At 38.6% G+C, this 24,968-nt stretch carries 25 protein-coding genes; 18 read left to right on the forward strand and 7 right to left on the reverse strand.

Annotation, left to right across the window (positions count from 1 at the left end; genetic code table 11):
* Positions 1 to 10: 10 nt before the first annotated feature.
* A complete protein-coding gene (locus HLV59_RS06355) occupies positions 11 to 1,339 on the forward strand; it encodes a sensor histidine kinase (protein WP_171429560.1) in 1,329 nt (442 codons plus the stop codon).
* Here HLV59_RS06355 and HLV59_RS06360 read toward each other — a convergent pair.
* The 5 genes from HLV59_RS06360 to HLV59_RS06380 form a co-directional block, all read right to left on the reverse strand.
* Positions 1,336 to 2,031, reverse strand: a complete 696-nt coding sequence (locus HLV59_RS06360) for a response regulator transcription factor (protein ID WP_111854289.1) — start codon at positions 2,029 to 2,031, stop codon at positions 1,336 to 1,338. The genes HLV59_RS06355 and HLV59_RS06360 overlap by 4 nt on opposite strands.
* 17 nt (positions 2,032 to 2,048) lie before the next feature.
* Positions 2,049 to 2,543 (reverse strand): chalcone isomerase family protein, encoded by a 495-nt coding sequence (locus tag HLV59_RS06365; protein ID WP_171429561.1) that lies wholly within the window; start codon positions 2,541 to 2,543, stop codon positions 2,049 to 2,051.
* Entirely contained in the window at positions 2,510 to 3,082 is a 573-nt protein-coding gene (locus HLV59_RS06370) for a nuclear transport factor 2 family protein (RefSeq protein WP_061874618.1), read from the reverse strand. Before HLV59_RS06370 ends, HLV59_RS06365 begins: the two co-directional genes overlap by 34 nt.
* Positions 3,083 to 3,283: 201 nt before the next feature.
* Complete coding sequence (locus HLV59_RS06375; RefSeq protein WP_171429562.1) at positions 3,284 to 3,823, reverse strand: shikimate kinase; 540 nt, start codon at positions 3,821 to 3,823, stop codon at positions 3,284 to 3,286.
* Between the two features lie 32 nt (positions 3,824 to 3,855).
* The gene (locus HLV59_RS06380) at positions 3,856 to 4,509 is read right to left on the reverse strand and encodes an NUDIX hydrolase (RefSeq protein WP_171429563.1); all 654 of its coding nucleotides are present in this window, start codon (positions 4,507 to 4,509) and stop codon (positions 3,856 to 3,858) included.
* A gap of 141 nt (positions 4,510 to 4,650) precedes the next feature.
* On the opposite strand from HLV59_RS06380, the gene HLV59_RS06385 reads away from it, so the two are divergent.
* From HLV59_RS06385 to HLV59_RS06420, 8 genes are all read left to right on the forward strand, one after another.
* Entirely contained in the window at positions 4,651 to 5,403 is a 753-nt protein-coding gene (locus tag HLV59_RS06385; RefSeq protein WP_171429564.1) for an aspartate/glutamate racemase family protein, read from the forward strand.
* Positions 5,404 to 5,541: 138 nt separating this feature from the next.
* Positions 5,542 to 6,528, forward strand: a complete 987-nt coding sequence (locus HLV59_RS06390; RefSeq protein WP_171429565.1) for a quinone oxidoreductase family protein — start codon at positions 5,542 to 5,544, stop codon at positions 6,526 to 6,528.
* Between the two features lie 11 nt (positions 6,529 to 6,539).
* Positions 6,540 to 7,388, forward strand: coding sequence for a TauD/TfdA dioxygenase family protein (locus HLV59_RS06395; RefSeq protein ID WP_171429566.1), 849 nt, complete (start codon positions 6,540 to 6,542; stop codon positions 7,386 to 7,388).
* Positions 7,389 to 7,448: 60 nt separating this feature from the next.
* Positions 7,449 to 8,501 carry a BKACE family enzyme gene (locus HLV59_RS06400; RefSeq protein WP_171429567.1) on the forward strand — a complete coding sequence of 351 codons (1,053 nt, stop codon included), beginning with the start codon at positions 7,449 to 7,451 and terminating at the stop codon, positions 8,499 to 8,501.
* 117 nt (positions 8,502 to 8,618) lie between these two features.
* The gene (locus tag HLV59_RS06405) at positions 8,619 to 9,968 is read left to right on the forward strand and encodes an MFS transporter (RefSeq protein ID WP_171429568.1); all 1,350 of its coding nucleotides are present in this window, start codon (positions 8,619 to 8,621) and stop codon (positions 9,966 to 9,968) included.
* Positions 9,965 to 10,621 (forward strand): DsbA family oxidoreductase, encoded by a 657-nt coding sequence (locus HLV59_RS06410; RefSeq protein ID WP_171429569.1) that lies wholly within the window; start codon positions 9,965 to 9,967, stop codon positions 10,619 to 10,621. The genes HLV59_RS06405 and HLV59_RS06410 overlap by 4 nt, the downstream gene beginning before the upstream one ends.
* A 14-nt stretch (positions 10,622 to 10,635) precedes the next feature.
* Positions 10,636 to 10,944: a Rieske (2Fe-2S) protein gene (locus HLV59_RS06415; protein ID WP_171430586.1), complete on the forward strand. Its 309-nt coding sequence runs from the start codon at positions 10,636 to 10,638 to the stop codon at positions 10,942 to 10,944.
* Positions 10,937 to 11,947: a YeiH family protein gene (locus tag HLV59_RS06420; RefSeq protein ID WP_081173274.1), complete on the forward strand. Its 1,011-nt coding sequence runs from the start codon at positions 10,937 to 10,939 to the stop codon at positions 11,945 to 11,947. The genes HLV59_RS06415 and HLV59_RS06420 overlap by 8 nt, the downstream gene beginning before the upstream one ends.
* A gap of 95 nt (positions 11,948 to 12,042) precedes the next feature.
* On the opposite strand, the gene HLV59_RS06425 is transcribed toward HLV59_RS06420, so the two are convergent.
* Entirely contained in the window at positions 12,043 to 13,053 is a 1,011-nt protein-coding gene (locus tag HLV59_RS06425) for an AraC family transcriptional regulator (protein ID WP_057105352.1), read from the reverse strand.
* 290 nt (positions 13,054 to 13,343) lie between these two features.
* Here HLV59_RS06425 and HLV59_RS06430 point away from each other — a divergent pair, with 290 nt between their 5' ends.
* The 8 genes from HLV59_RS06430 (at position 13,344) to HLV59_RS06465 (ending at position 22,906) form a co-directional block, all read left to right on the forward strand.
* Positions 13,344 to 13,949 carry an RBBP9/YdeN family alpha/beta hydrolase gene (locus tag HLV59_RS06430; protein WP_171429570.1) on the forward strand — a complete coding sequence of 202 codons (606 nt, stop codon included), beginning with the start codon at positions 13,344 to 13,346 and terminating at the stop codon, positions 13,947 to 13,949.
* Between the two features lie 99 nt (positions 13,950 to 14,048).
* Positions 14,049 to 15,878 (forward strand): DUF1302 domain-containing protein, encoded by a 1,830-nt coding sequence (locus HLV59_RS06435; protein ID WP_171430587.1) that lies wholly within the window; start codon positions 14,049 to 14,051, stop codon positions 15,876 to 15,878.
* Positions 15,879 to 15,947: 69 nt separating this feature from the next.
* Positions 15,948 to 16,358 carry a PH domain-containing protein gene (locus HLV59_RS06440; protein WP_171429571.1) on the forward strand — a complete coding sequence of 137 codons (411 nt, stop codon included), beginning with the start codon at positions 15,948 to 15,950 and terminating at the stop codon, positions 16,356 to 16,358.
* A 70-nt stretch (positions 16,359 to 16,428) separates the two neighbouring features.
* The gene (locus HLV59_RS06445) at positions 16,429 to 17,802 is read left to right on the forward strand and encodes a PQQ-dependent sugar dehydrogenase (protein ID WP_171429572.1); all 1,374 of its coding nucleotides are present in this window, start codon (positions 16,429 to 16,431) and stop codon (positions 17,800 to 17,802) included.
* A 177-nt stretch (positions 17,803 to 17,979) separates the two neighbouring features.
* On the forward strand, positions 17,980 to 19,257 hold the full coding sequence (gene salA, locus HLV59_RS06450; protein WP_171429573.1) for a salicylate 1-monooxygenase: 1,278 nt from the start codon (positions 17,980 to 17,982) through the stop codon (positions 19,255 to 19,257).
* Positions 19,258 to 19,299: 42 nt separating this feature from the next.
* Positions 19,300 to 20,655: an MFS transporter gene (locus tag HLV59_RS06455; protein ID WP_171429574.1), complete on the forward strand. Its 1,356-nt coding sequence runs from the start codon at positions 19,300 to 19,302 to the stop codon at positions 20,653 to 20,655.
* An 89-nt stretch (positions 20,656 to 20,744) separates the two neighbouring features.
* Positions 20,745 to 21,635: a LysR family transcriptional regulator gene (locus tag HLV59_RS06460; RefSeq protein WP_171429575.1), complete on the forward strand. Its 891-nt coding sequence runs from the start codon at positions 20,745 to 20,747 to the stop codon at positions 21,633 to 21,635.
* Between the two features lie 119 nt (positions 21,636 to 21,754).
* The gene (locus HLV59_RS06465; protein WP_171429576.1) at positions 21,755 to 22,906 is read left to right on the forward strand and encodes a sterol desaturase family protein; all 1,152 of its coding nucleotides are present in this window, start codon (positions 21,755 to 21,757) and stop codon (positions 22,904 to 22,906) included.
* A gap of 41 nt (positions 22,907 to 22,947) precedes the next feature.
* On the opposite strand, the gene HLV59_RS06470 is transcribed toward HLV59_RS06465, so the two are convergent.
* The gene (locus HLV59_RS06470) at positions 22,948 to 24,150 is read right to left on the reverse strand and encodes an MFS transporter (protein ID WP_171429577.1); all 1,203 of its coding nucleotides are present in this window, start codon (positions 24,148 to 24,150) and stop codon (positions 22,948 to 22,950) included.
* Positions 24,151 to 24,284: 134 nt separating this feature from the next.
* Here HLV59_RS06470 and HLV59_RS06475 point away from each other — a divergent pair, with 134 nt between their 5' ends.
* Complete coding sequence (locus HLV59_RS06475; protein ID WP_171429578.1) at positions 24,285 to 24,857, forward strand: TetR/AcrR family transcriptional regulator; 573 nt, start codon at positions 24,285 to 24,287, stop codon at positions 24,855 to 24,857.
* Positions 24,858 to 24,968 lie beyond the last annotated feature (111 nt).

Genomic DNA, 24,968 nt, shown 5'->3' on the forward strand with positions numbered 1-24,968 from the left:
CGATAAAGATATGATAAGAACTCGACATGATGGTAAAGTTAGTCATCCATTAGCCCAAATGTTCAATCGATATTATTGGTTGCAGATTGGTCTGATTGCACTATCGATCGTGGTCGGGTTGGCTTGTAGTGCTTGGGTCATTAAAGGTTCCTTACTTAAAACTGCTTTAGAGCAGGAAATGGAACATTATTGGACACGCATAGAACGTAACCCGGATGCAGATTTACCTGATACCAAAAATTTATATGGATATCGGTGGAATACTCAGGTCGCGCCTCAACCTTTTCGCGGCATGCATTTAGAAAGTGGCGTGCACCGAGTATTCGTTGATGGTAAAGAGCGGATGACGGTATACGGTGAACGTAATGGTCAGCATGTTCTGTTGGTATTTGGTGAAAGCAATGTCAACAAGCTGATCTGGTTATTTGGCCTTGCACCGCTGATGTTCAGTTTGTCGGTTTTATATAGCTTTTTGTGGTGGTCAAATCGAAGAGCAAGACGCTATTTTTCCCCGATTACACGCTTAGCGAATGCTTTAGAAAATATTGATTGGGCCCATCAAGACACTCAAGCTTCTCCATTTAAAGATATTAATACCAATGGCAATATGGAAGCCGAATATCTCAAACAAGCTTTGGAAAAATATCATCAAGTTTTAAGTGATTTTATTCGACGCGAAAGAGAATTTACGGGAGATGTGAGCCATGAGTTGCGTACTCCGCTCACCATTTTAAAAGGGAATGTACAACTGTGTCAGGCGAAGTATGGAGATGATAAATCTTTAGTTCGTCTTCATAATACAATTGAAGATATGCAGTTGCTCGTCGATACCTTGCTTGCAATTGCACGTAATACGGTAAAAAGCTTACCGTCTGAGAAAAATTTATTATCCAAAACGGTGAAGGACTTAGTTGAAAGTTTAGAAGCGGTAAGCGTGAGTAAAGGAATACATATTAATATTCAACCTGATGGTTCTGAACAGCCACGCTGGTTATATCCCTCTATGACAAAAATGGTTTTAAGTAATATTTTACGTAATGCACTGAACTACTCACAGGGTTCACAAATTGACATCATTCAACAGAAAAACAGCCTGATTATTGCAGATAATGGAATTGGAATTTCTTTACCTAATGATGTGAAGGTACAAGAGCTTAATGACTCCCAACTCTCTTTAAAAGTTAAAGGACATGGTATTGGGCTCCAATTGGTACAGAAGCTTTGTAAACAATTAGGATGGCGAGTGGAGTTGTTTGATCGACAATATTATTTAACCACTCATCCTGAACTTGATTTGGAACCGACCACGGGATTAATTGTTGTGGTCTATTTAAGTTAACTCGTAGAACTGTCTAAAGCTATTTTTAAACCGACACCCGCTACTGTATGTAATAGTTTTGGGTCAAAAGGTTTATCCACCATTTTTCTTAAGTTATAGATGTGACTACGTAACGCATCGCTTTCTGGTTCTTCGTCTCCCCATAGCTCCATCATGAGTTCTTGTTTAGTTACCACTTTAGGAGACTGGCGCATCAAAATTTTTAATAGTTTAAATTGAATAGGGGGTAACTCGATATTATTGCCGGCACGAACCACGGTTTGAGTTGCACTATCAAGAATTAAATCATGAATCTGAATTTTATGATGAGTGACCTCACCAGCAGCTCTTTTTATTAAGGCACGAATCCGCATTACTAATTCATTAAAATCAAAAGGTTTTACCAAATAATCATCAGTTCCAGCAGTAAAGCCTTTAAGTTTGTCATCTAAAGTGTCTCTTGCTGTCAGCATAAGGACGGGAATATCAACGCCTTGTTCGGTGCGTAGCCAGTTGCATAGATCATAACCCGAGCCATCGGGCAAATTTATATCGAGTAGCAAAAGGTGATAATGCTGCGATTTTAGAAAAGTCCGAGCAGCATCTAAATTACGTGCATGATCGACGACATAACCATGCACTTCAAGAAATTCGCAGACCGTTGCTGCGAGTTCAAAATGGTCCTCAACCATGAGGATAAAGTGATTACCCATGAGATTTTATTAAGCCATTAATTTAGTAGTTGTTGTTTTAATTTAGCATTAAAAGGTTCTTGACCAAACCAGATTTTAAAATATTGATTTGCATTCGGATTGTTTAAAGAACCGAGTAGCTTTTGGTTTAATTTCAGTTCTAGTTTTTGGTTCTCATGTTGATAGTAGAGACTGTAAAGATCTCCACTCTTAATTGGCCTATATAGCTCATTAATATGATTCAGTGGAGATTTAGCATCAAAGCCATTAACATTTTTCTTTAAAAAATGGCTTGCTGCACGTTTAAATGCCCACTCGGGAATATCTCGGTTGTAGCTAAAGTCCATTTTGATGCTTTGAGTTTGCCAATTTTTTTGACAATCTTCAGCAAAGTAACTGACATTTCCTACCTTCTTACTCGTGACCATTAACGGCGCTGAACTGCATTTTTTCAGTTCAGCCGCGTTCGCTTGAGATACGATTAAGATTCCCAGAAATATTAAGATTCGACTTTTTTGAACGGCAATACCCATTTATATACTCCTCCAAATATTGGTAAAGAACGGTAGAGGCCATTCGCTGGATCCCAATAATCTTGCTGGAAAATAATTTTTTGTTGGTCATTAATCTTAATTTGACTAATTCCATAAGAAGCCATGGTTTTTGATCGCCCTAGCATTTTAAAGTCATAAGTCATATACCAATGAATATAGGCGGTATCTTCGTGATGAGTTGCACTAATGAGTTTTACTGTGACATTACTCACTCGAGCATTCATACCTTCAAAATGCTTAATGAGATCTTTCTTTTGAGTGAACTGCGAGAGTGTGTCATTGATATACAGCTGATCAGCGTAAAGATTGCTGGCATTATTCACAAAAGAAGGGGTACCAAGCGTATTAAATGCGGCAACAAAACGATTACCGATATCTAGTGCCTGTTGGTCATTTAATGCTATTCCATTAATTTTTTGTTCAGCTTTGCCATAGTCACCTGAGTAACTAGGCACACTTTTACACGCGGTTAAACCTACTAGGGTTATCAGTCCTAGGGCTGTAGTTATAATTTTCATGTCGATATCCAAGCCAACGTTATAAGATTAAATTAAAGAGCTAGTCGTGAAGTTTGCGTGAATTCTTATGCTTTATGATTTGGGTTTAAGCTAAGCTAAATTTTCTAGAATAGATAAGTTTTCTTCAAGAAATGGTCGTGACATTAAACGTTCTGTCTCTAACATAGAGTTCTTATTAAATAGTTTCAAAAGTAGATCCTATCAATTTAAAAAAATTTGTTTGTATAGCTTAAACGCTATTTTTGAAGGCGCTTCATTAGTTAAGATTTTTTGACATTTTAAATTTATATATAAAGGGAAGCGATTTCTAATCTTATGTTCTTCACTTGTGGCGGATCCGTTTAAATACTTACGTTGTAACTGTCTATTTACAATTTCCTTTACACAAATTTCTAACCCAAAAGAAGGTAAGACTAAAAACGTTAAATAATGATCTTCAATGTGAGTCTTTATTTCGCGGTAATTAGTTGTGAGTTCATTTGGATAAGTCATGAATCCTGATGAACACACAACAATATTAATTAAATTATGGTCTATATTTTTGACTAAATTTTGGTACAACTCAATATTTTGAATTGCATATTCTTTATATCCATATATGTTTATAAATTGAGAAATATTTCCTATTTTAAGTATAAAGTGCTCATCTAAATCATAATAAATAGCACCGAAATCTTTAGAAAATTGCTTAGCTAGAGTTGTTTTTCCAGCACCTCCTGGTCCTATGAAATATATAAGCATCAATAAATTTCCTTTATAAATCGACTTTGAATTTACCAATAAATGTTGTTTGTATTTTCGCCGGAAATTTGTCTTGTAGCTGCGATGAGCAATCTCTCAATTATTTTATCAATAGCTAAATAATTTGGAGGAAAGTCTTTTAACGTAATGGTTTTGGTACTTACTTCCCATAAGTCTTCTTTAGTTTTAATATTCTGTTTTATTTGTAGTGTATTAACTTTATGTTGGAGTAAATCAATACAATCATATATTTGGACTTCTGCAAATCCTACTACCTCTTTATCTTTCGGCTTTAGCTCGGATAATTCAATATTTAGAGGTAGTAAGAAGATATGTTGAAATTCATTTGCAATGTAATTATCTGCAATATGGCAAGCAGTCTGCCTAATTCCTATAGGGATAAGTTGGTTGAATTCCACCTTAATTCCTAACTCTTCCTCGCATTCTCTTATGCCTTGTTCAATGGTTTCACCTGCCTCGTAGTGTCCACCAACAGAGATATCAAGAAAACGTTCTCTGTCAAAAGTATAATTATCACAATTTTTTAGCTGAAAATAAGCATATTGAGTTGATGGGTTATATACAAGACAAGTAAATACCCTATGCCATAGTCCCAATTGATGGGCTAATTTTTTATCAGCAATCCCAATGTATTCATAATTATCATTAAATATATCAATATTCATGTCTTTTTTATCAAGTATAAATTCAATCTAAATATTTTAACTTCATTTAAAGTTTTAAGTATCAAAAAAGCAATTTTATTCTAGCTGCGCTTTACTCATAAGAGATATAGATAAGTTTTGCATAAATAGAAGGACTAAATAATGAAAACAATCGGCTTATTAGGCGGAATGAGTTGGGAATCTACAGCACTTTATTATCAACAAATCAATAAAATGGTTCATCATAAATTAGGAAAATTGCATTCAGCTAAGGTCATTATTAATAGTCTTGATTTTGAAGAAATTGTAGCCTTGCAAGCGAAGGGTTTATGGCAAGAGGCAGGTGCATATTTAGCTGAGCAAGCACAAAATTTAGAAAAAGCAGGCGCAGATTGTATTTTGGTGTGTACTAATACTATGCATAAAGTTGCTGCACAAATTGAAGAGTCAATTACGGTCCCTTTTATACACATTGCCGATGCGACAGCAAAAGAAATTGTGAGTCAAGACATTCGTAGAGTCGCACTCTTGGGAACAGCTTTTACAATGGAGCAAGATTTTTATAAAACTCGATTGCAGGATTATGGAATTGATGTCGTTATTCCAAATGAAGCTGAACGAAAGATCGTTCATCGCATCATTTATGAGGAACTTTGTTTAGGTGTGATCAACCCAGAGTCTCGGCAAAAGTACATGGCTATCGTAGAGAGACTCATAGCTGAAGGCGCCCAAGGAATTATCTTAGGTTGTACCGAAATTTGTATGTTGATTGGTGAGCTTAAATTCTCGGTTCCTTTATTTGATACGACTGCCATTCATGCCAAAGAAGCGGTGAGTTTTAGCTTGAATGAAAATAAAATTTCTAATAGCGCCAATCTACATATATCTACGGCAACGGTTGGCAACAGGGTTTAGCAATATTTCAAATAATCTGCCTGTCATTAAACGTTAAGCCTGTGTCGTCAAATGTAAAGTGGCCCATATCCTATCTGTTGTAATTTTGGTTATTGCTTTTATAGGCACTCAATAAAAAACCAAAATATGGAATAGGACATGACGTTGACGAAAGCTATACGTTTCTATGGAACAGGAACGCCAGAAGTAATGCGCTATGAAGATGTAGAAGTAGGAGATCCCAAAGCTGGAGAAGTACGCCTACGTCATGTGGCAGTCGGTTTAAATTATGCCGATACATATTTTCGTAATGGAACTTATAAAATTCCAATGCCCAACGGCATGGGCGTCGAAGCTTCAGGTGTAGTTGAGGCTTTAGGTGAAGGGGTCACTCAGCTTAAAGTAGGTGATCGAGTTACTTATACTGGTTTTTTAAATACCTTAGGTGCATATAGTACCCACCGTCTAATTCCAGCAAATGCTTTAATTAAATTACCCGAAGAAATTTCTTGTGAAACAGCGGCAGCCATGACCATGCGAGGACTGACCGCTGCTTATCTGATGCGCCGTATTTATGACTTTAAAGCGGGCGATTCAATTTTACTACATGCAGCCGCAGGCGGTGTTGGGCTGATTGTTTCTCAATGGGCCAAATTACTTGGCTTGACTGTTATCGGGACCACATCTTCAGAAGAAAAAGCTGCCGTAGCACGAGCTCATGGTTGTGATCATGTCATTAACTACAGCCATGAAAATGTTGCTGAACGTGTACGCGAGTTAACAGGTGGCGTTGGTGTAAATGTCGTTTTCGATAGTGTTGGTCAAGCCACTTTTATGAGTTCATTAGACTCCCTCAAACGCCGTGGTTTGTTGGTCTGCGTAGGAACAGCGTCTGGTCCAATCCCTGCTTTTGATCCGGTATTACTCGCCGTGAAAGGCTCATTGTTTGTCACACGTCCAGCTTTGGCAGATTACATTGCAGATCCTGCCGAGAAGAAAGAACTGGCAAATGAATTATTTGAGCATGTTCGACATGGACGAATCAAAATTGAAATTAATCAGCGCTATGAGTTAAAGGATGCCGTGCAAGCTCATCGTGATTTGGAAGCACGTAAAACAATAGGTTCATCAATCTTTGTAATTTGAAGGGATTTCTTATGCAAATTGAACAGTTAACTTGCAATATTGGTGCAGAGCTCAGTGGCGTCAAACTTGCTGATGCGATTTATGATGATGGATTATTTGCTGAAATTCGCACACAACTACTTAAACACCGTGTGTTGTTTTTACGAGATCAGCACTTAACCCGTCAGGATCATGTTGCATTTGCAGAAAAATTTGGACAGTTAGAAGATCATCCTGCGGTAGGCAGCCATCCTGATCATCCGGGTTTGGTACAGATTTATAAACATCCCGAAAGTCCTGTCGATCGTTATGAAAATGCTTGGCACAGCGATGCAAGCTGGCGCAAGGTTCCACCGATGGGATGTGTGCTGCATTGTGTCGAATGCCCACCAGTGGGTGGTGACACGATGTGGACCAATATGGTTATGGCCTATGAGTCTTTACCCGACGATATTAAGGCTAAGATTGCAGATTTACGTGCTTATCACAGCATAGAAGCAAGTTTTGGGGCGGCAATGCCACCTGAAAAGCGCTTAGACTTAAAAGCAAAGTTTCCCGATGCTGAGCACCCAGTAGTGCGTACTCATCCTGAAACGGGAGAGAAAATTTTATACGTCAACGCGTTTACGACCCACTTCAGTAACTATCACACCAAAGAACGGGTCAGATTTGGCCAAGATGCCAATCCGGGTGCAGCTGAATTACTGCGTTACTTAATTTCTCAAGCGTATATTCCAGAGTTTCAAGTGCGCTGGCGTTGGAAGCCTAACAGTATTGCCATTTGGGATAACCGAAGTACACAACATTATGCAGTCATGGATTACCCACCTTGCCACCGAAAAATGGAGCGGGCTGGCATTATTGGTGACGCAACCTATTAAGTCTATTGGCTAAATAATTTTATCTAATTGAAAATTCTAAAAATATATGAGGAGATGCATATGCAATTCTTTGACGACTCATTGCACCCAGAAAATATGGAAAAAGTGGTAATCACGGTTGCGCCGTATGGACCTGAATGGATGCCAGAAGACTTTCCCGAAGATATTCCTGTGACCATGGATGAGCAAATACAAAAAGCGGTTGAGTGCTATGAAGCGGGCGCGACAGTGCTGCATTTACATGTCCGTGAGCTTGATGGCAAAGGCTCTAAACGCTTGTCAAAATTTAATGAACTCATCGCAGGTGTTCGTGAAGCTGTACCTGACATGATTATTCAGGTAGGCGGTTCGATTTCATTTGCACCAGAGAGTGAAGGTGAAGCGGCCCTATGGTTAAGTGATGACACCCGACATATGTTGGCCGAACTCACTCCAAAGCCCGATCAGGTCACGGTGGCAATTAACACCACACAAATGAATATTATGGAATTGCTCTATCCAGAATATTTAGAAGGGACATCATTGGCACATCAAGCGACTCAGGCAGCATATGCAGAAATGACTGTGCCTGCAGGACCTGCATGGGTCACCGAACACATCAAGCGCTTATGTAAAAACAATATTCAACCGCACTTTCAATTAACGGGTATGCATGGTCTTGAGACGCTAGAACGTATGGTGCGCAAAGGATTGTACATGGGGCCGTTAAACTTAACGTGGATTGGAATTGGTGGAGGTTTTGATGGTCCAAACCCATTTAATTTCTTTAATTTTATTCATCGCGTACCTGATGGATGTACGTTGACATCAGAATCTCTGCTCAAAAATGTATTGCCTTTTAATACGATGTCGATGGCAATGGGTTTACATGCTCGTGTGGGTAACGAAGACACGATCATTGATCATCACGGGCGCCGTTTTTCATCTGTAGAGCAAATTAAACAAACTGTTCGTATTGCTCATGAACTAGGACGCGAAATTGCCTCAGGAAAAGAAGCCCGCGAAATTTATCGTATAGGGGTGCAATACAACAGTATCGAAGAAACCCTAATCGCAAATGGTATGGCACCCAATCGTAAAGCAGGGCAAAAGGGCGTTCCACAGCGTAATTAATGTGACAAGGTCTAACGGAATTTAGACCTCAATTGTAGTGCAGCTGATTCGCTTTGACTTTAAAAGTGCGCTGCTGCACTAGCTAAATAGAAATTATAAAAAATACAAGGAGGTCGTATGAATGCACATCAGTATTCAGATCAGATGAGCGATGTTGATACGTCAATCAGTATACCTCGTCGTTATGCATGGCTTGTTTTTGCTTTGACATTCGGTTTGCTCATTTCAGATTACATGTCACGACAAGTCTTAAACGCAGTTTTTCCTTTACTTAAAAATGAGTGGTTACTCAGCGACAGTCAGTTAGGTTTGCTCAGTGGCATTGTCGCTTTAATGGTGGGTTTATTGACTCTGCCGTTATCTTTATTGGCAGACCGTTTTGGGCGAGTGAAAAGCTTGGCCATTATGGCGACGTTATGGAGTTTGGCGACTTTAGGATGTGCACTGGCTGAAAATTATGAGCAAATGTTTATTGCTCGTTTTATGGTTGGTGTGGGTGAAGCAGCTTATGGCAGCGTTGGAATCGCCGTGGTTGTGGCTGTTTTTCCAAGAGAAATGCGTGCAACACTCGCCAGTGCTTTTATGGCGGGTGGCGTATTTGGCTCGTTTTTGGGTGTGGCTTTAGGTGGTGTACTCGCACAGTATTTCGGTTGGCGTTGGGCTTTTGGCGCCATTGCTTTGTTTGGTCTCATTTTGGCTTTTCTATATCCAATTTTAGTGAAAGAAAACAGAATAAACGCAGCACCTCAAAATAAAATTCGTAGTAAAGCCCAGCACATTAAAAGCCCTTTAAAAACTTTATATTCAAGTCGTTCAGTCATTGCCACTTATATTGGTAGTGGCCTGCAATTATTTGTTGGTGGCACAGTGATTGTCTGGATGCCGAGTTATCTCAATCGCTATTACGGCATGACTACTGACAAAGCAGGTGTGATGGCAGCGGTCATTTTGCTATGTAGTGCAGTAGGCACAATTCTATGCGGCATGTTGTGTGATTATTTGGGCCGTAACTGTCCAGATCGTAAAGTCAGTTTAGCGATTACATACTGCTTGCTCGGTTGTGTTCTTTTATTAATTGCTTTTGCTGTACCTGCGGGACGTAACCAGTTACTTCTCATCTGCCTCGGAATGTTTATTGCCCTAGGAACCAATGGGCCATCTAGTGCCATGGTGGCCAATCTTACACACAACTCAGTTCATGGCTCTGCGTTTGCAACCCTTACTCTTGCTAACAATTTTCTTGGTTTAGCTCTTGGTCCTTTAGTCGTTGGCAAAGTATCTGATGTGATTGGATTACATAGCGCATTTCAACTCATGCCATTGGTCAGTATTGCAGCTGCAGCCGTATTTTTTTATGCCAAACGCCATTATCACAAAGATATTGCACGCTTTGAGCAGCAAGGAATAACTGAGCTTAAAAATCATTTAGGTAACCAAATACAAAAATGCGGGATGAATAACAAATGATGATTCGGCAATTACATATTGATGTATTTTTTGACTTTATTTGTCCTTGGTGTTTGATCGGCAAACGTCAGTTACTGATCGCTATAAATAGATTTTATCAGCTTCACCCCAAAGTCAAAGTGGTCGTACACTGGCGAGGTGTTCAGCTCATACCCGACTTAGCTGTTGAAGGTGTACAGTTTCAAACGTTTTATTTGAAACGGTTAGGTAGCTTGACAGCAGTTCGTATGAGACAAGAACAGGTCAATAAAGCTGCAAATAAAGTTGGGCTCAAGATCGATTTTGAGCAAATTAAACGAATGCCAAATACGGCCAAAGCTCATCGCTTATTTGATAAAGCTTTAAAGATAGGAACTCCTGAGCAGTGCAATGTGTTGTTAGAACAACTCTTTGCTGCATATTTTTATGATGGCTTAGACATCGGAAATACCACCACTTTATACAAAATCGCCAAACGCTGTGGTTTCCCGCGTGAAATGATCAAAGATTTACTGATTCAAGATCATCAAGATTTTATCTCTGCAAGTACAGGAGGTAATGGCGTGCCTTATTTTATTTTTGATCGGGCTTCAGCCTTAGTGGGTGCGCAATCAGCAGATGCACTTTATCAAGCGATGCAAGAGGCAATGCTGGCACAAGGAGAGTTGATATGACCAACCGATTTCAAGTGCCTTTTGAAAAAATTCCAAATTCAGGTGAGCGGGCTTTTTTTAAAATTGGAGATAAAACTCTCGCACTATTTAACGTTGCGGCTCAATTTTATGCAATCGATGACAGTTGTCCTCATCAGGGCGCATCGCTATTTAGCGGACGTCTAGAAGGACGAGTGATTCAGTGCTGTGCCCATGGTCTACGTTTTGATTTAACAAATGGCTGTTTAGTTAATTCTTCTTTGCTCAAAGTTGCAACCTATCCCGTAGAAGTGATTGAGGACAAGGTATTTATTGTGATGGGCTGTGGGGGAAATCATGAGTAGTTTAGTTTTGAAAAATTTTTCCCAGCGTACAAGAGAATTAGCACCAGGCTTTGTGGTCAGTTCGGTCGTTGCTGCGGCTGCCTGTTTTTTATCAGAGCACTATGGTGCGCCAGTGATGTTGTTTGCACTGTTACTCGGTATGAGCCTAAATTTTTTAGCGGCTGAAAGTAAATGTAAGGTAGGTATCGAATTTACTGCACGTAACGTACTCCGAATAGGCATCGCGTTACTCGGCATGCGTATCACTTTAGGACAAATCACTGCACTAGGATGGCAGCCTGTAGCCTTAGTCATAACTCTGGTTATTGTTACAATCGCCGTTTCAGTGATTGCAGCTAAAATTTTAGGTTTCCAAAAACTATTTGGCATGCTCACTGGTGGATCAACAGCAATTTGTGGTGCTTCAGCTGCGCTAGCATTGTCAGCTGCCTTTCCGAATCATCCCCAAAAAGAAAAAGCGACCTTGTTTACTGTCATTGGGGTCTCTGCACTTTCAACATTAGCAATGATTGTTTATCCAATGATTGCGAAGTGGTTAGATCTATCGCCACAGGCTGCCGGTGTCTTTCTCGGAGCTACCATTCATGATGTAGCGCAAGTGGTGGGAGCTGGTTATAGCATGTCTACTGAAACAGGTGATACAGCCACTGTAGTTAAACTTATGCGTGTAGCAATGTTGCTTCCAGTAATTGTTTGTGCAGCCATGATTACCCGCATGCAAGGTGCAGATTCAACGGGAGAACGACCACCATTATTGCCATGGTTTGCTGTTGGCTTTTTAATACTCGCTTGTATTAACAGTACAGGATGGGTGCCCATGATGGTACAAAATGGAATTAATGATTTATCACGCTGGTTTTTAGTCATTGCAATTAGTGCTTTAGGAATGAAAACTCAGTTAAAAGAATTAGCATCTGTTGGAATTAAACCGATTCTTCTAATGATTGGCGAAAGTATCTTTTTAGTGGTATTGGTTCTTGGGCTTATGCGCTTGTGGTTTTAATTTTAAAAATTAAATTCTTAAGGAAGTTCTGAAGTGGTTCTCCCATAACTTCCTTATATTCTAAATGATTTCATTTGGCATCAAATAAAGAGAAATTAATTGAGCAGGGCTTTATTGTGACTACGCCACATGTTCGGTGACATACCAAATTGACTAATGAACCAGCGCGTAAAAGAACTCGGCATTGAGTAACCTAAAATATCAGACACCTGAGCAAGTGAATAATTTAGATTTTTTAAATAACGAAATACGAGGTCTTTGCGTACTTCATTGATTAAATCACTAAAACTCGTTTGAGCTTCTTCTAATCGGCGCTGTAAGGTCCGAACATGAATCCCATGTGTTTGAGCGACTTGATCAATTGTAGCGCGGCCCATTGGCAAAAGAAGATAAATACTTTTTCGAATATCAAAAATCATGGTCGATTCATTACTATTCTGCAAAATATCTAAATAACGCTGTGCATGGTTGGCCATAGCCAGATTTGCTTGAGGGTTGGTTGTATCAAGTTCAGCCGCTGTACAAACAATGCCATTAAAGTCACTACCAAACTCTAGTGCACAGCCAAAAATCCGCCGATGCAAAGTTAGATCACTCGGTGGGTTATGAGTGAAATGTACACTTAATGGCCGCCATTTTTGCATCATGAGTGCTGCACAAAAACGATGGGTGATTCCTAAAGCAAGTTCTGTGGCTTGGCGGCTATACCCACAAGTTGTGGTTACCACTTCCTCTCGAATAACAACCGTATCGTCAATTTCTTCAATATATATTTCAAGTGAGTTATTGAGTAAATTTCTATAACGAACAATCGTTTGTAGTGCTTCTCTCAAGGTATATTGGTAACTTAATAATAAGCTCAGTTCACCAAAATCCGCGATTTCACGTTGCTCTGCCATATGTAAACCGAAAACATCACAATTACTCATCTGGGCTGAGTCTTCAAGCAAGGTAATGGCTTTATCTACAGGAATACGTTGTTTAAGATCATTCAATTGAATTTGGCTAAGCCCAACACGTGATAATAAATGGTAGGGATTTAGATCTAATTGCTGAGCAACTGCCAAATAATTTTTTAAAGAGGCGGTATGCGCAAGAGGCACCATTTTATTATCTCCTGTTCTTAATCAGCCATATTCCTTACAGCTCATATCTAGTTATAACTAAAATATCTACATTACAAAAGCTTTTATTTAAGAGCCCAATCGTGATGTCGAATCAATTTTAAATCTGTTCTTTTGGCTTATTTGTAATTACAAAAACTATTTTAATTAATTTAAGAAATTTTAAAAATATGTGTCATCAAATGAAAAGTCCGTGACGTCTTATGTACACCACTAACTGAAATGAGTCTTTATTGTGAATGGAGTTTTATAAAAATTCTTAGGCATCCTAGATGGCAAAGTTCACAGGCGTCGAAATGGAAAAAATACAAACCAACGCAACAATTTTAATTATTCCGGGCTTACGCGATCATGTTTCCGAACATTGGCAAACGATCTTGGAAACAAAGCTAGCAAAGGTTCACTCTGTACCACCTGTGCAAATTAATAAACTCAATTGTGAAAATAGAGTTGCTGCTATTCAGGCACAACTCGAACAAATACAAGGATCTGTCATTTTGGTTGCGCACAGTGCAGGCGTGCTGATGACACTACACTGGGCTGCAAAATACCAACGAGCAATTCAGGGCGCTTTACTTGTGGCTCCACCTGACTTAAACCAAAGCTGGCCAGAAAATTATCCAAGCCCAACTGCACTTCATCAAGAAGGATGGAGTCCTTTACCAGATCAAACATTACCTTTTCCCAGCATTTTGGTTGCAAGTACCAATGACCATTTAGCTCGTTATGAAGCTGTCAGTGAAATGGCAGAAAAGTGGGGCAGTCAACTCGTAAATTTGGGTGATGTGGGACATTTAAATCCTGCATCTGGCTTTGGCTATTGGCCTTTAGCTGAAAAATTTATTCAACAGTTAGATCAAGTTGAACAACCTGCCTAGTTAAAAATACCTGCTTGTGTAAACCATTTAAAAGCCAAAGGATGGCTTTGAGTAATAAGCAATAAATAAGAAAAATCATATTTATAGGAAGATAATATGATGGGTCATTACCTATATTTAAATCAAAGAAATAATCACGTTTTATATATTCAAAAAATAGGTGTTTCATTCAGCCTAATTTTATTTATGTCTAAAGCAAATGCAGCCAGTTTTGATATTGATAAAGACTGGAAGTTCGAGACAAAAACCACATTAAGCCTAGGTGCGAGTTGGAGTACACAAGACCCATCCGTTTCATTACTTTACCGTCCCGACGCAAACAAAATAGGGAAACAAGGCGCTAGCATTGATGTGAATGGTGATGATGGACGTATGAATTTTAGTAAATATGATGCCATTTCACAGATTATCAGAGGCATAACTGAAGTTAAGCTAAATGGAAAACAGCAGGGTGCGGTCATTAGCACTAAATATTGGTATGACCATGCCTATGAGACAGGACAAGGAGACTTTAAACCTTTTAATGATTCAGCGTGGCCAAGGCTCGCAAAGTTCAAAGGTATTGATTTATGGAATGCCTATATATGGAAAAATTTTGAACTAGGCGATGGAAAAAGCATAAATTTAAAACTAGGCAAACAAACATTAAATTGGGGGAAATCTCAGTTTTTCCAAAACGGGTTAAATTCGGTAAGTGCATTTGATTTTGCTGCAATCAACCGACCGGGTGGTGATGCAAAAGAAAGAATCATTCCAACCGAAATGTTTTCATTCGACACAAGTATTAATAAAAATTTGAAAATAGAAGGGTTCTATCAATTTAAATTTAGACCTTCAGTTGTTGATGGTAGTGGAACTTTCTTTGAGATTTCAGACTTTGTGCCTGAAAACGCAGGACCAGTTCTGATTGCTGGAGGGGGAGATAAATTATCAGATACCGCAATTCGTTTACGTACCTATATTCCACGCGCAGAAAGTAGAAAAGCAAAGGATAACGGCCAATATGGTATTGCTTTAAAACAGACATTACCAAGTTTAAATAATGCTGAGTTAGGTATTTACTATGCCAACTTCCATAGCCGTAATGCAAACTTTGATGGAACGGCAGTAACAGCGCGCGGGCCAGAGCACTTTAATACCGCAAGTTATTTTTCTATTTATCCTGAAAATATCAAAATGTTTGGATTAAGTCTGACTGGTAAAGTTGGCACAACGATGGTTTTTAGTGAATTAACCCACAAGCCTAATCAACCTTTGCAATTAAACGGCACAGATATTGTCTATGCTCAAGTGCTATCGGAAGGTACACCATTTGCTCCCCCGGGAAAAACTGTTGGATTGGGTCAATATATTCAAGGATATGTACGTTTACCCGTAACACAATTTTCGGTTGGAGCAACTGATAGCATATTCAATATTTGGGGTGCAAATTCGATGACATGGTCTACAGAGTTTGCCTTAAACCATATTGCAGATATTGGTAATCATCGGATTGGCCGGACAGGCGCATTTGGCCGTAGTGAGCTTTCAACAGGTGCTTATAATCCTGAAACAGGCGACTTTAAATGTACGCCGTATGGTACAGCTCATCTTACAAATACAGAAATAGACAATTTAAATGAACGCTTTTGTAATAAAAAAGGATTTTTTAATGAATGGTCATTTGGCTACCGATTACGTGGCGCATTAAATTATCAAGATATTTTACCCTCTACAGTGATTACGCCAAGTCTTAGTTTTAGACATGATGTTTATGGATATAGCCAAAACTTTCAAGAAGGGCAAATGAGTGTAAGCGCAGCGTTATCTATGACTTATCAGCAAAAATATACAACAGAGATTGCCTATAATAACTTTTTTGGTTCTAATGAATTTAGCACGATAGATGATCGAGATTTTGTATCATTAACATTTAAAGCTAATTTTTAGTTCAACTATTTTATAAAAAAAATATAGAAAGACTCGTTATCAATGAGTTTTAGACGTGGAGGATGACTTTTGAAATTTAGATCAAAAATTGATTGGTGGCTTTTATTAATATTTGTGGTTATTACTGCCAATATCCTTATGAAAATTTATGAAGCAAATCATCATTATTCTTTAGCTTCAAATTTTCCACATCTCGTCATTTATAGTTTAATTATTTTTCTTATTTGGCTCCCCATCTTTAATACTTATTATGTGGTAGAAAACAACACTTTAATGATTAAGAGTTTGGTATTCCGATGGAAAATTAATATTAATGATATTACCCAAATAGAGCCTACTCATAATCCACTTTCATCTCCAGCACTCTCATTAGATCGACTCAAAATTTATTATATGAAAAATGGAAAAATTAGTTCAGTGATGATTTCGCCAAAAGATAAAGAAACTTTTTTGCAAGCGATAAACAAAAGACTCCATTAAAGTTGCTTGTTTAATTGCAAACATAAATTACGCTATTTCCAAGACGACAAAAAATAAATGGTGATAAATCATGACTAAATTTTTTTTACTGCCAGTTTTAGGCACTACGGTTTTAATTACATTAGCTGGATGCGCTTCATCCTCGCAATATCCAATTACTGAGAGTTATGGTCCAGATCCAAAGTTACCTGAACCTAAATCAAGTTTATTTCCGACCGTTAATATTGCACCTGCAAAAGGCTGGCCAAGTGGAGTTATGCCAACCCCAGCGGAAGGTTTAAAGGTAAAAGCATTTGCAAAAGGACTTGAACATCCACGCTGGCTTTATGTATTACCAAATGGCGATGTATTAGTTGCTGAAACGGATGCCCCGCCTAAACCAGAAGACAGCAAAGGGATTAAAGGTAAAATTATGTCTTTTGTGATGAGACGTGCAGGCTCATCTCATCCAAGTGCAAACCGTATTAGCTTACTTCGTGATACCAATGGGGATGGCGTCGCTGACCAGAAAACAGTATTTCTTCAAAACTTAAATTCTCCATTTGGTATGGCATTGGTCGGTAATAACTTATATATCGCCAATACAGATGCATTGGTGCGTTTTCCTTATCAAGAAGGTGAAACTCAAATTACAGCCAGTGGAACCAAAGTATTGGACTTACCAGGTGGCCTTTTAAACCACCATTGGACCAAAAATGTGATTGCTAACCCAGCTGGTACCAAGCTGTACATTACCGTTGGTTCTAACAGTAACATTGCTGAAAATGGTTTAGATCAAGAAAAAGGCCGGGCACAAATTACGGAGTTTGACATCGCAAGTGGTCAGTCACGCCCATTTGCAACGGGCCTACGTAATCCAAATGGTATGGCTTGGCAACCTCAAAGTGGAAAACTCTGGACGGTGGTTAATGAGCGCGATGAAATTGGGAGTGACCTAGTACCCGATTATATGACGTCAGTTCAAGATGGAGCTTTTTATGGCTGGCCTTACAGCTACTATGGTCAACATGTTGATGTACGAGTTAAACCACAAAATCCAGCAATGGTTGCCCGTGCAATTAAACCAGACTATGCACTAGGCAACCATACGGCTTCTTTAGGCCTCACATTTTATGCAGCCGAACTCATGCCACAATTTAGAGGAGGTGCATTGATCGGTCAGCATGGCTCTTGGAACCGTAAGCCTCACAGTGGTTATAAAGTCATTTTTGTACCATTTAGAAGTGGTCAACCTTCTGGTCCACCGCAAGATATTTTGACTGGATTCCTCAGCGATAAAGGCAAAGCGTATGGTCGCCCTGTGGGTGTAGCAATTGATTTTTCAGGTGCTGTGTTAGTTGCAGATGATGTGGGCAATACGATTTGGCGTGTTTCGCCAGTTGCAGAGACAACTTATGAAGCTCCAATGAAATATGCTATTGGAACCCCGCCAGGCACACCATAAAGTGTTTTAACAATCATTTATTAGCATGGGGGACCTTTAGACTTTATAGAGGCTCGCCCAAATGACGATTATTTAATTTTTAAATAATTGAACAAAAAAAATACTAATTGGACTTTATAAGCCAACTTCTCAAAAATGAATATGTGAAAACGATAATGATGTTTAAGGAACAAACACATGAATACACATATTCGAATTGCCGTGGTCGGTGGTGGTATTGCTGGTCTGGCTTTAGCAAGTAATTTAAGTAAACACGCCCATTTAGATGTCCAAATGTTTGAATCTGCACCTCAGTTTTCTGAAATTGGGGCAGGGATTTCTTTTGGTGCCAATGCTGTCAAAGCCATTGAACTGTTAGGTTTAGCCAACGAATATCATGCAATTGCAGATAAAGTATCGCCACCATTTCAAGATGTTTGGTTTCAATGGCGCAATGGTTATACCGATGAATATTTATCTGCATCGATCGCAACAGGTGTAGGGCAGTCATCTGTTCATCGTGCTGACTTTCTTGATGCCATTATTCCTCACATGCCTACACAAAATGTCCACTTTTCTAAACGCCTAGAGACGATTGAAGAACAAGATGATCAGGTGATTTTGTATTTTAATGATGGTAGTCAGCATGAATGTGACTATTTGATAGGGGCTGACGGTATCCGCTCCATGGCTCGCCAATATGTTTTAGCTTCTCATCATTTATCACCAGTTCATCCACGTTTTTCAGGAACTTGGGCATATCGTGGCATTATTTCTCACGCTTCATTTAAAGAAGCTTTGCAGCAAATAAATGGCGATACAGATTTAGCAGATATTCCCCAAATGTTATTGGGCAAAGATAAACATATTTTAACGTTCCCAATTCGTAAGGGGGAGCAAATTAATATCGTTGCTTTCTGCTCAAACCGCGAAGATACAGTACTACCAGCAGATACACCGTGGACTAAGCCTGTCGATAAAGCTCAAATGCTTTCCGATTTTTCAGACTGGAGCGAAAGCTGCCAAACATTACTCAGTTTAATTGAACAGCCTACCATTTGGGCCTTACATGAAATTGAAGAACTTTCGACTTATCAAAGTACCTCAGGTCATGTCATTGTCATGGGTGACGCTGCACATGCCATGTTACCTCACCAAGGTGCAGGAGCAGGCCAAGGTCTTGAAGATGCATTAATCCTTGCGGCCTTATTGTCGACAAAAAACTTACAAGCAGATCAATTAACCGATGTGTCTTCGATATATGAAAAGCTCCGTTTAAAACGTGCTTGTCGTGTTCAACAAACTTCTCGTGAGTCTGGCGAAATTTATGAATGTTATTCGACTCAGTACCCAACGTTTGCCGAAATTGGAGAACATCTTGAGCATCGCTTTGATTGGTTATGGCAACACGATCTAGAACAGGATGTTGCAGAAGCACAGCAACAATTACATCAGCTAGGAATGGCAACCATTTAAATAAATTTTTGTTTTACACACAATTTGCTAAGGAAAGCAATTATGGAAAAACTAAATGCAAATCAATTGATTGATGATGCAAGATTAACACTATTACATTGGCGGGTGATTTTGCTGAGTGCGCTCATTATTATTTTTGATGGCTATGATTTGGTCATTTATGGTGTGGCATTGCCTAAGCTCATGCAACATTGGCAGTTAGATAGTATGACTGCTGGATTGCTGGGTAGTGTTGCATTATTTGGCATGATGTTTGGTGCCGTGATTTTCGGTAGTTTGGCCGACAAATTAGAGTCATATGGCTTTAGCCGTAAGCGTTTAATTATGCTTTGTGTCTTCATTTTTAGTGGTTTTACGGTGTTATGTGGTTTTGCCAACAGTCCTAAAGAGTTTGCCATTTATCGATTTATTGCCGGCCTCGGTTTGGGCGGCGTAATGCCAAATGTCATTGCCATAATGACCGAGTTTGCCCCAAAGAAATTACGATCAACTTTAGTATCGCTCATGTTTAGCGGCTATGCGATTGGTGGGATGAGTTCAGCACTTTTAGGCATGTGGTTGGTTCCTAAATTTGGTTGGCAAATCATGTTTATTTTGGCGGGTATTCCACTCATTTCATTACCGATTATTTGGAAATTTTTACCCGAATCAATTGATTATCTGGTTCGCCAAAAAAAATGGAATGAGGTACGTGATTTACTTAAACAGTTAGCGCCAGAAAAAAACATAGCTGATCATACAAACATCGTATTACATCAAGAAAATCAACAAACTGCGGCTCGACCTTTGGTTGCTCTTTTTACCGAAAACCGTGCTTTAGCCACTGTGTTTTTCTGGCTGAGTGTATTTATGGCTTTACTGATGGTGTATGCGCTCGGTAACTGGATACCAAAACTCATGGTCGAGGCCGGATATGATTTATCAACCAGTCTGGTCTTTTTATTGGCGCTAAACTTGGGTGGGATGCTGGGCGCAATTGGTGGCGGTTACTTTGCTGATCGTTTTCATTTAGGTAAAGTTATTTGTTCACTCTTCTTAGCGGGTGCAATTTCACTTTACTTGCTGAGCTATGCTTTACCTATGGTCATTTTATATCTTTGTGTTGCCATTGCTGGAGCCGCGTCTATCGGCGGGCAAATTTTATTACTCGCTTATATGGCTCAGTTTTATCCTTCACCAATTCGCAGTACTGGCATTGGTATGGCTTTGGGGGTAGGCCGTATTGGAGCGATTTTAGGTCCAATTTTATGCGGCTGGCTTTTAAGTTTGCATTTACCAATTGAATATAACTTTATCGCGCTAGCCATTCCTTGTGTGCTGGCAACTTTAAGTGTTATTGCCATAAGTATTTGTAATCGAACCAAACGTGTAATGCTAAATTCAAGTATATCTCCATAAGAATTAAGCATTTTTATTCCTGTAAAAGGAACTAAATTCTAAGCAAAGTAGTTAAAGTCTTTGTTTAGAGTATTTAAAGGATCAGAACCATGGATTTAGGTTTGATTAAAGTTTTTGTCTGTATTTATGAGTCTCGTCATATTAGTAAAGCTGCTGATAAATTAAATTTGAGTCAGCCTTCTGTGACTTATAATTTGAACCGTTTACGCCGTCAGTTAAATGACGAGTTGTTTACCCGAAGCCGAGGTGGCGTCGAACCGACAAAAGTTGCACATGAGCTTTATCCCATTTTTCATCAAGCAATTTTTAATATTGAATCGGCGATTGCTCAAGCACAGGAATTTCATCCTGAAAACTCCAATAAAACTTTCCGAATTGGACTGTCCGACGCAGGGGAGATTTGCCTATTGCCTAGTCTTATGGCTTTTTTGCAGAAAACAGCGCCCTATATTCAAATTGAGATTGAAGAGATTCAGTCATCTAAGGTTGAACAGTGGCTTATTGATGGCTTTTTAGATCTAGCTGTATTTAATAGTACACAGACCATAATGCCTAAAATAGAAACACGTACTTTATTTGAAGAAAGATATGTATGCATTGCTAGAGCTGACCACCCGAGGCTACATCAACAACTGACGTTAGAGCAATATTTGCAAGAAGATCATGTTGCTATCAAGTCATCCACAGGACATATCCAAGTTGAGCAATATTTAAAAACAATGGATTTGAAGCGACGCATTCGCTTAGAAGTTCCACATTTTAGTGTTTTACAAGGTGTTTTGCAGAGTTCAGATATGTTGGTGACATTACCGTCGCGAGCAGCCCGGCATTATCTAGCTCATGGTAATGTCCAAATGTTTGAATTACCTTTTGCCATGGATTCTTTTAAAGTGAGCTTGAACTGGTTTAATCGTAGTGATGATATTATTGCCAGAAAATGGCTGATTCAATCTGTCGGTCAAATATTTGAAGTTTTATAAGCTATTTAAATTTCATTTTCAGATTAAGGGCTTTGATCTGAGAAGTTAAAGTTCTTTCCAATTTATTATTAAATTTTGATAGCATTCGCATTATACACAATAAGAATTGTATATGAATTATGACCGATCAATTAAGAGCAAAATTTGAAAATTTAGAACTTAACGCAGGTTTAGGGAAAATCAGCGCTTTTATTTCAATGTCACTCAGCTTACTTTGTTTGTTTGGTGCATTATGTTTTTTATTTCCCAGTGTATTAACGACCCCAGAACTCCGACCTCTTTACGCAAAACATTATCATCTTTTTTATTATGGCCTGATTACAGGCATTGTGATTAGTGCTGGTTTTGGTGCATTTAGTGCAATTTTCCGTCAAAACCGATATGGTTTTTACGGACTATGTTTTTCACTTGTAGCAGCAGTTTTGGGCTGTGGTGTAATTGAAGCACCCGTTTTACCAAGTGTACCGTTTTATGCGGGTATCGATTATTTTGTACTGACCTTATTCATTTTAGCGTTCATTTTTATTCCGCTTGAAGGTTTTTTTGCTAAAAATCCTGAACAGAAAATATTAAGGGTGGGCTGGGTGACCGATATGAAATATTTCATGGTCAGTCATATTGGCATTCAATTATTCAGCTTTTTAACGGTCATGCCGATTCAATATTGGATTACGCATCTACCTGATAATCCAATTGTGCCTTATGTACAAGCTCAGCCGATTTGGCTGCAATTTATTGAATTACTAATTGTGGTCGATTTTACGGTGTATTGGTTACATCGTGCCATGCATGAAGTTAATTTCTTATGGCGTTTTCACGCGATTCATCATTCGACTGAATATATGGATTGGTTAGCCTCTTCTCGTTTGCATGTCATTGAAGTACTAATGACTCGCTTTATTGCGACTTTACCGATTTTCCTGTTAGGTTTTCATACTTCAGCTGTTTTTGCTTATTTAATTTTTATTTCATTTCACGCTATTTTTATTCATTCTAATGTGCGTTTTCGTTTTCCATATTTGCGCTGGATTATCGCAACGCCAGAATTTCATCATTGGCATCATTCTTCAGAAAAACCTGCCATTGATAAGAATTACGCTGCGTTTATTCCACTCTATGATGTCATTTTTAAAACCGTCTATATGCCTAAACATTTGGCAAGTGTGTATGGAACAGTAGGCTATAAAATCCCAAATAGTTTTGTAAAACAGTTTACTTGGCCTTTTAAAAAGTATGTAAAGCGTTTTTTGAAGCTTTGGCGTGATCAGTAAAGTAAAAAAACAGCCTTGATGGAGGCTGTTTTTTTTAATCCTTATTTACTTTTAATATTTTTAAAAATCATTAGAAGGGCAATCAGTGCAAGACCAATAATTAAACTCATATAAATATTGGCGCTGTTCATAAGTCCGATTTTACCCACAAAGTAACCCGCCAGAATTGCTGGAACACTAAAAGCCAAATAGCTTTCAACAAAGAATGCAGCCATTAAACCTGCACGTTCTTCGGGTAAAGCGAGAGGCATGACAGTACGAATTGCTCCCATGAAAGCTGTACCAAAACCCACTCCGGTAATAATAGAACCAATAAGTAGAACCACGGCACTTGTAAAATTGATCGCTAAAAATAAAACGGTTGCACCAATAATGATGGATAAGGTGCCTGTGAGCAAAATACGAAAATTGGTAGATTTTCTAAGCGTCAGAATCCCTGCCGCACCTGAAAGGGCGAGCGCCATAAACATACTGCCGTTTAGCCAAGCTGAAGATGTTTGAAAAATTTTTGCCAGTAAAGAGGGCATAAGTGATAAGAAAAAACCACTCACCATCCAGAGCGCAATATTAATAGGGCTAATACTTAATAGTGCACCTCTTGCTTGATGAGGAATAGCCATGTTGGGTTTTAATGAAGCCAAAGCTCCTGATCTTTTGCGTACAGTCTCAGGGTTAAAGAAACTTAGAATAAGTTCAAATGCAAACAAAACACATAAGAGTTCAAAAACCAAATGTAAGGGTTGAGCTGAAAATTGCAGAATAAGACATGTAATAAAAATACCTGCTGCCATGCCGACCATGGGAGCAATACTATTAATTAGGGAGCCATGATGCTTACTGAAATCTAAAATTGCAGCTCCAATTGCAGAAACGGCAAGACCTGTTGCGATACCTTGTAAGCCACGTGCGATAAATAACATCGAAACATCTGAGGCAAAAAGAAAAAAGCTCATTGAAGCAATTTGCAGAAAAATTGCTGTAATAATGACAGGCCGACGTCCGATATAATCAGATAAAGAACCAATAATGAGTAGAGACGCAAGTAAGGTAAACGCGTAGGTCGCAAAAATCAAAGTTAGAGTAACAGGCGAAAATTGCCATGTCTGCTGATACAGACGATATAGAGGTGTAGGGGCACTAGACGCCGCCATAAAGGTCATGAGCGTGATTGTATTTAAGGTCAACGCCACTTTTGGATCTAACTGAAAAACTGATCCAGACCGTTTTGAACTTGAATTGTTCATATAAGATGAATAACATTAAAGCGAATATTTAGCTTTTATACATTATTTTTACACTAAAGCAAATCATTAGCTTTAGTGTATTTTGTATATACAAATAATATTTTAATTGTTTCTTCTTGAAGTAGAGCTGATTAATGGCAAAAGTTGTTACTGGGTTACGTCCAGGTGGTCGTAGTGAAAGAATTCAAACTGCGGTACATCAAGCAGTAAAAGGACTACAAAAAAATTTGGAGCAAAGCCAAATTACTATCCCTATGATTGCTCAAAAAGCAGGAGTAACACCTTCAACTATTTACCGCCGTTGGGGTGATATCAATCAGCTATTTTCAGATGTAGCCTTAAATGAACTGAAGCCAGATATGGAACCGAAAGATTTAGGTTCATTTCAGCTTGATGTTACTGCATGGATTGAACAATATTTCGAGGAGTACTCTTCTGAAGTAGGGCAAACATTGCTACGTGATGTGCTACATACAAACGATTCTTCCAACGCTCGAAAATGCGAAACTTTAATTATTCAACAACTTGACATTATTCAAGCCAGAGCGAAATCACGTAATGAATTAACCATCGACAATCAGGAAATTATCGAAGCTGTGATTGCACCTATGCTGTTCAGAATTTTATTCACCGATCGAGTATTAGATTTAGATTACGTGCAAACTTTATTGGCACGTTTATTTAAAGCACATGCTGATGTCATTTAAATGAAAAGAATTATTTGAGCAGAATATTGATCGAAATAGATAATTTCTTCTGTGGTTATAAATTTATATATCAATATTTCTTATTATTTTTAAATTAAATTTTCATAATTT

The organism is Acinetobacter lactucae, from assembly GCF_013122135.1.
GTDB classification, from domain to species: domain Bacteria; phylum Pseudomonadota; class Gammaproteobacteria; order Pseudomonadales; family Moraxellaceae; genus Acinetobacter; species Acinetobacter lactucae.

Bases quoted from the DNA above. Each gene is read 5' to 3' on its own strand.
- HLV59_RS06425 (WP_057105352.1), bottom strand. From the start codon at position 13,053: ATGGTGCCTCTTGCGCATACCGCCTCTTTAAAAAATTATTTGGCAGTT.
- HLV59_RS06405 (WP_171429568.1), top strand. From the start codon at position 8,619: ATGAATGCACATCAGTATTCAGATCAGATGAGCGATGTTGATACGTCA.
- HLV59_RS06465 (WP_171429576.1), top strand. From the start codon at position 21,755: ATGACCGATCAATTAAGAGCAAAATTTGAAAATTTAGAACTTAACGCA.
- salA (WP_171429573.1), top strand. From the start codon at position 17,980: ATGAATACACATATTCGAATTGCCGTGGTCGGTGGTGGTATTGCTGGT.
- HLV59_RS06475 (WP_171429578.1), top strand. From the start codon at position 24,285: ATGGCAAAAGTTGTTACTGGGTTACGTCCAGGTGGTCGTAGTGAAAGA.
- HLV59_RS06365 (WP_171429561.1), bottom strand. From the start codon at position 2,543: ATGGGTATTGCCGTTCAAAAAAGTCGAATCTTAATATTTCTGGGAATC.
- HLV59_RS06455 (WP_171429574.1), top strand. From the start codon at position 19,300: ATGGAAAAACTAAATGCAAATCAATTGATTGATGATGCAAGATTAACA.
- HLV59_RS06370 (WP_061874618.1), bottom strand. From the start codon at position 3,082: ATGAAAATTATAACTACAGCCCTAGGACTGATAACCCTAGTAGGTTTA.
- HLV59_RS06430 (WP_171429570.1), top strand. From the start codon at position 13,344: ATGGCAAAGTTCACAGGCGTCGAAATGGAAAAAATACAAACCAACGCA.
- HLV59_RS06375 (WP_171429562.1), bottom strand. From the start codon at position 3,823: ATGCTTATATATTTCATAGGACCAGGAGGTGCTGGAAAAACAACTCTA.
- HLV59_RS06390 (WP_171429565.1), top strand. From the start codon at position 5,542: ATGACGTTGACGAAAGCTATACGTTTCTATGGAACAGGAACGCCAGAA.
- HLV59_RS06395 (WP_171429566.1), top strand. From the start codon at position 6,540: ATGCAAATTGAACAGTTAACTTGCAATATTGGTGCAGAGCTCAGTGGC.
- HLV59_RS06420 (WP_081173274.1), top strand. From the start codon at position 10,937: ATGAGTAGTTTAGTTTTGAAAAATTTTTCCCAGCGTACAAGAGAATTA.
- HLV59_RS06410 (WP_171429569.1), top strand. From the start codon at position 9,965: ATGATGATTCGGCAATTACATATTGATGTATTTTTTGACTTTATTTGT.
- HLV59_RS06400 (WP_171429567.1), top strand. From the start codon at position 7,449: ATGCAATTCTTTGACGACTCATTGCACCCAGAAAATATGGAAAAAGTG.
- HLV59_RS06470 (WP_171429577.1), bottom strand. From the start codon at position 24,150: ATGAACAATTCAAGTTCAAAACGGTCTGGATCAGTTTTTCAGTTAGAT.
- HLV59_RS06460 (WP_171429575.1), top strand. From the start codon at position 20,745: ATGGATTTAGGTTTGATTAAAGTTTTTGTCTGTATTTATGAGTCTCGT.
- HLV59_RS06380 (WP_171429563.1), bottom strand. From the start codon at position 4,509: ATGAATATTGATATATTTAATGATAATTATGAATACATTGGGATTGCT.
- HLV59_RS06360 (WP_111854289.1), bottom strand. From the start codon at position 2,031: ATGGGTAATCACTTTATCCTCATGGTTGAGGACCATTTTGAACTCGCA.
- HLV59_RS06435 (WP_171430587.1), top strand. From the start codon at position 14,049: ATGGGTCATTACCTATATTTAAATCAAAGAAATAATCACGTTTTATAT.
- HLV59_RS06445 (WP_171429572.1), top strand. From the start codon at position 16,429: ATGACTAAATTTTTTTTACTGCCAGTTTTAGGCACTACGGTTTTAATT.
- HLV59_RS06385 (WP_171429564.1), top strand. From the start codon at position 4,651: ATGAAAACAATCGGCTTATTAGGCGGAATGAGTTGGGAATCTACAGCA.
- HLV59_RS06355 (WP_171429560.1), top strand. From the start codon at position 11: ATGATAAGAACTCGACATGATGGTAAAGTTAGTCATCCATTAGCCCAA.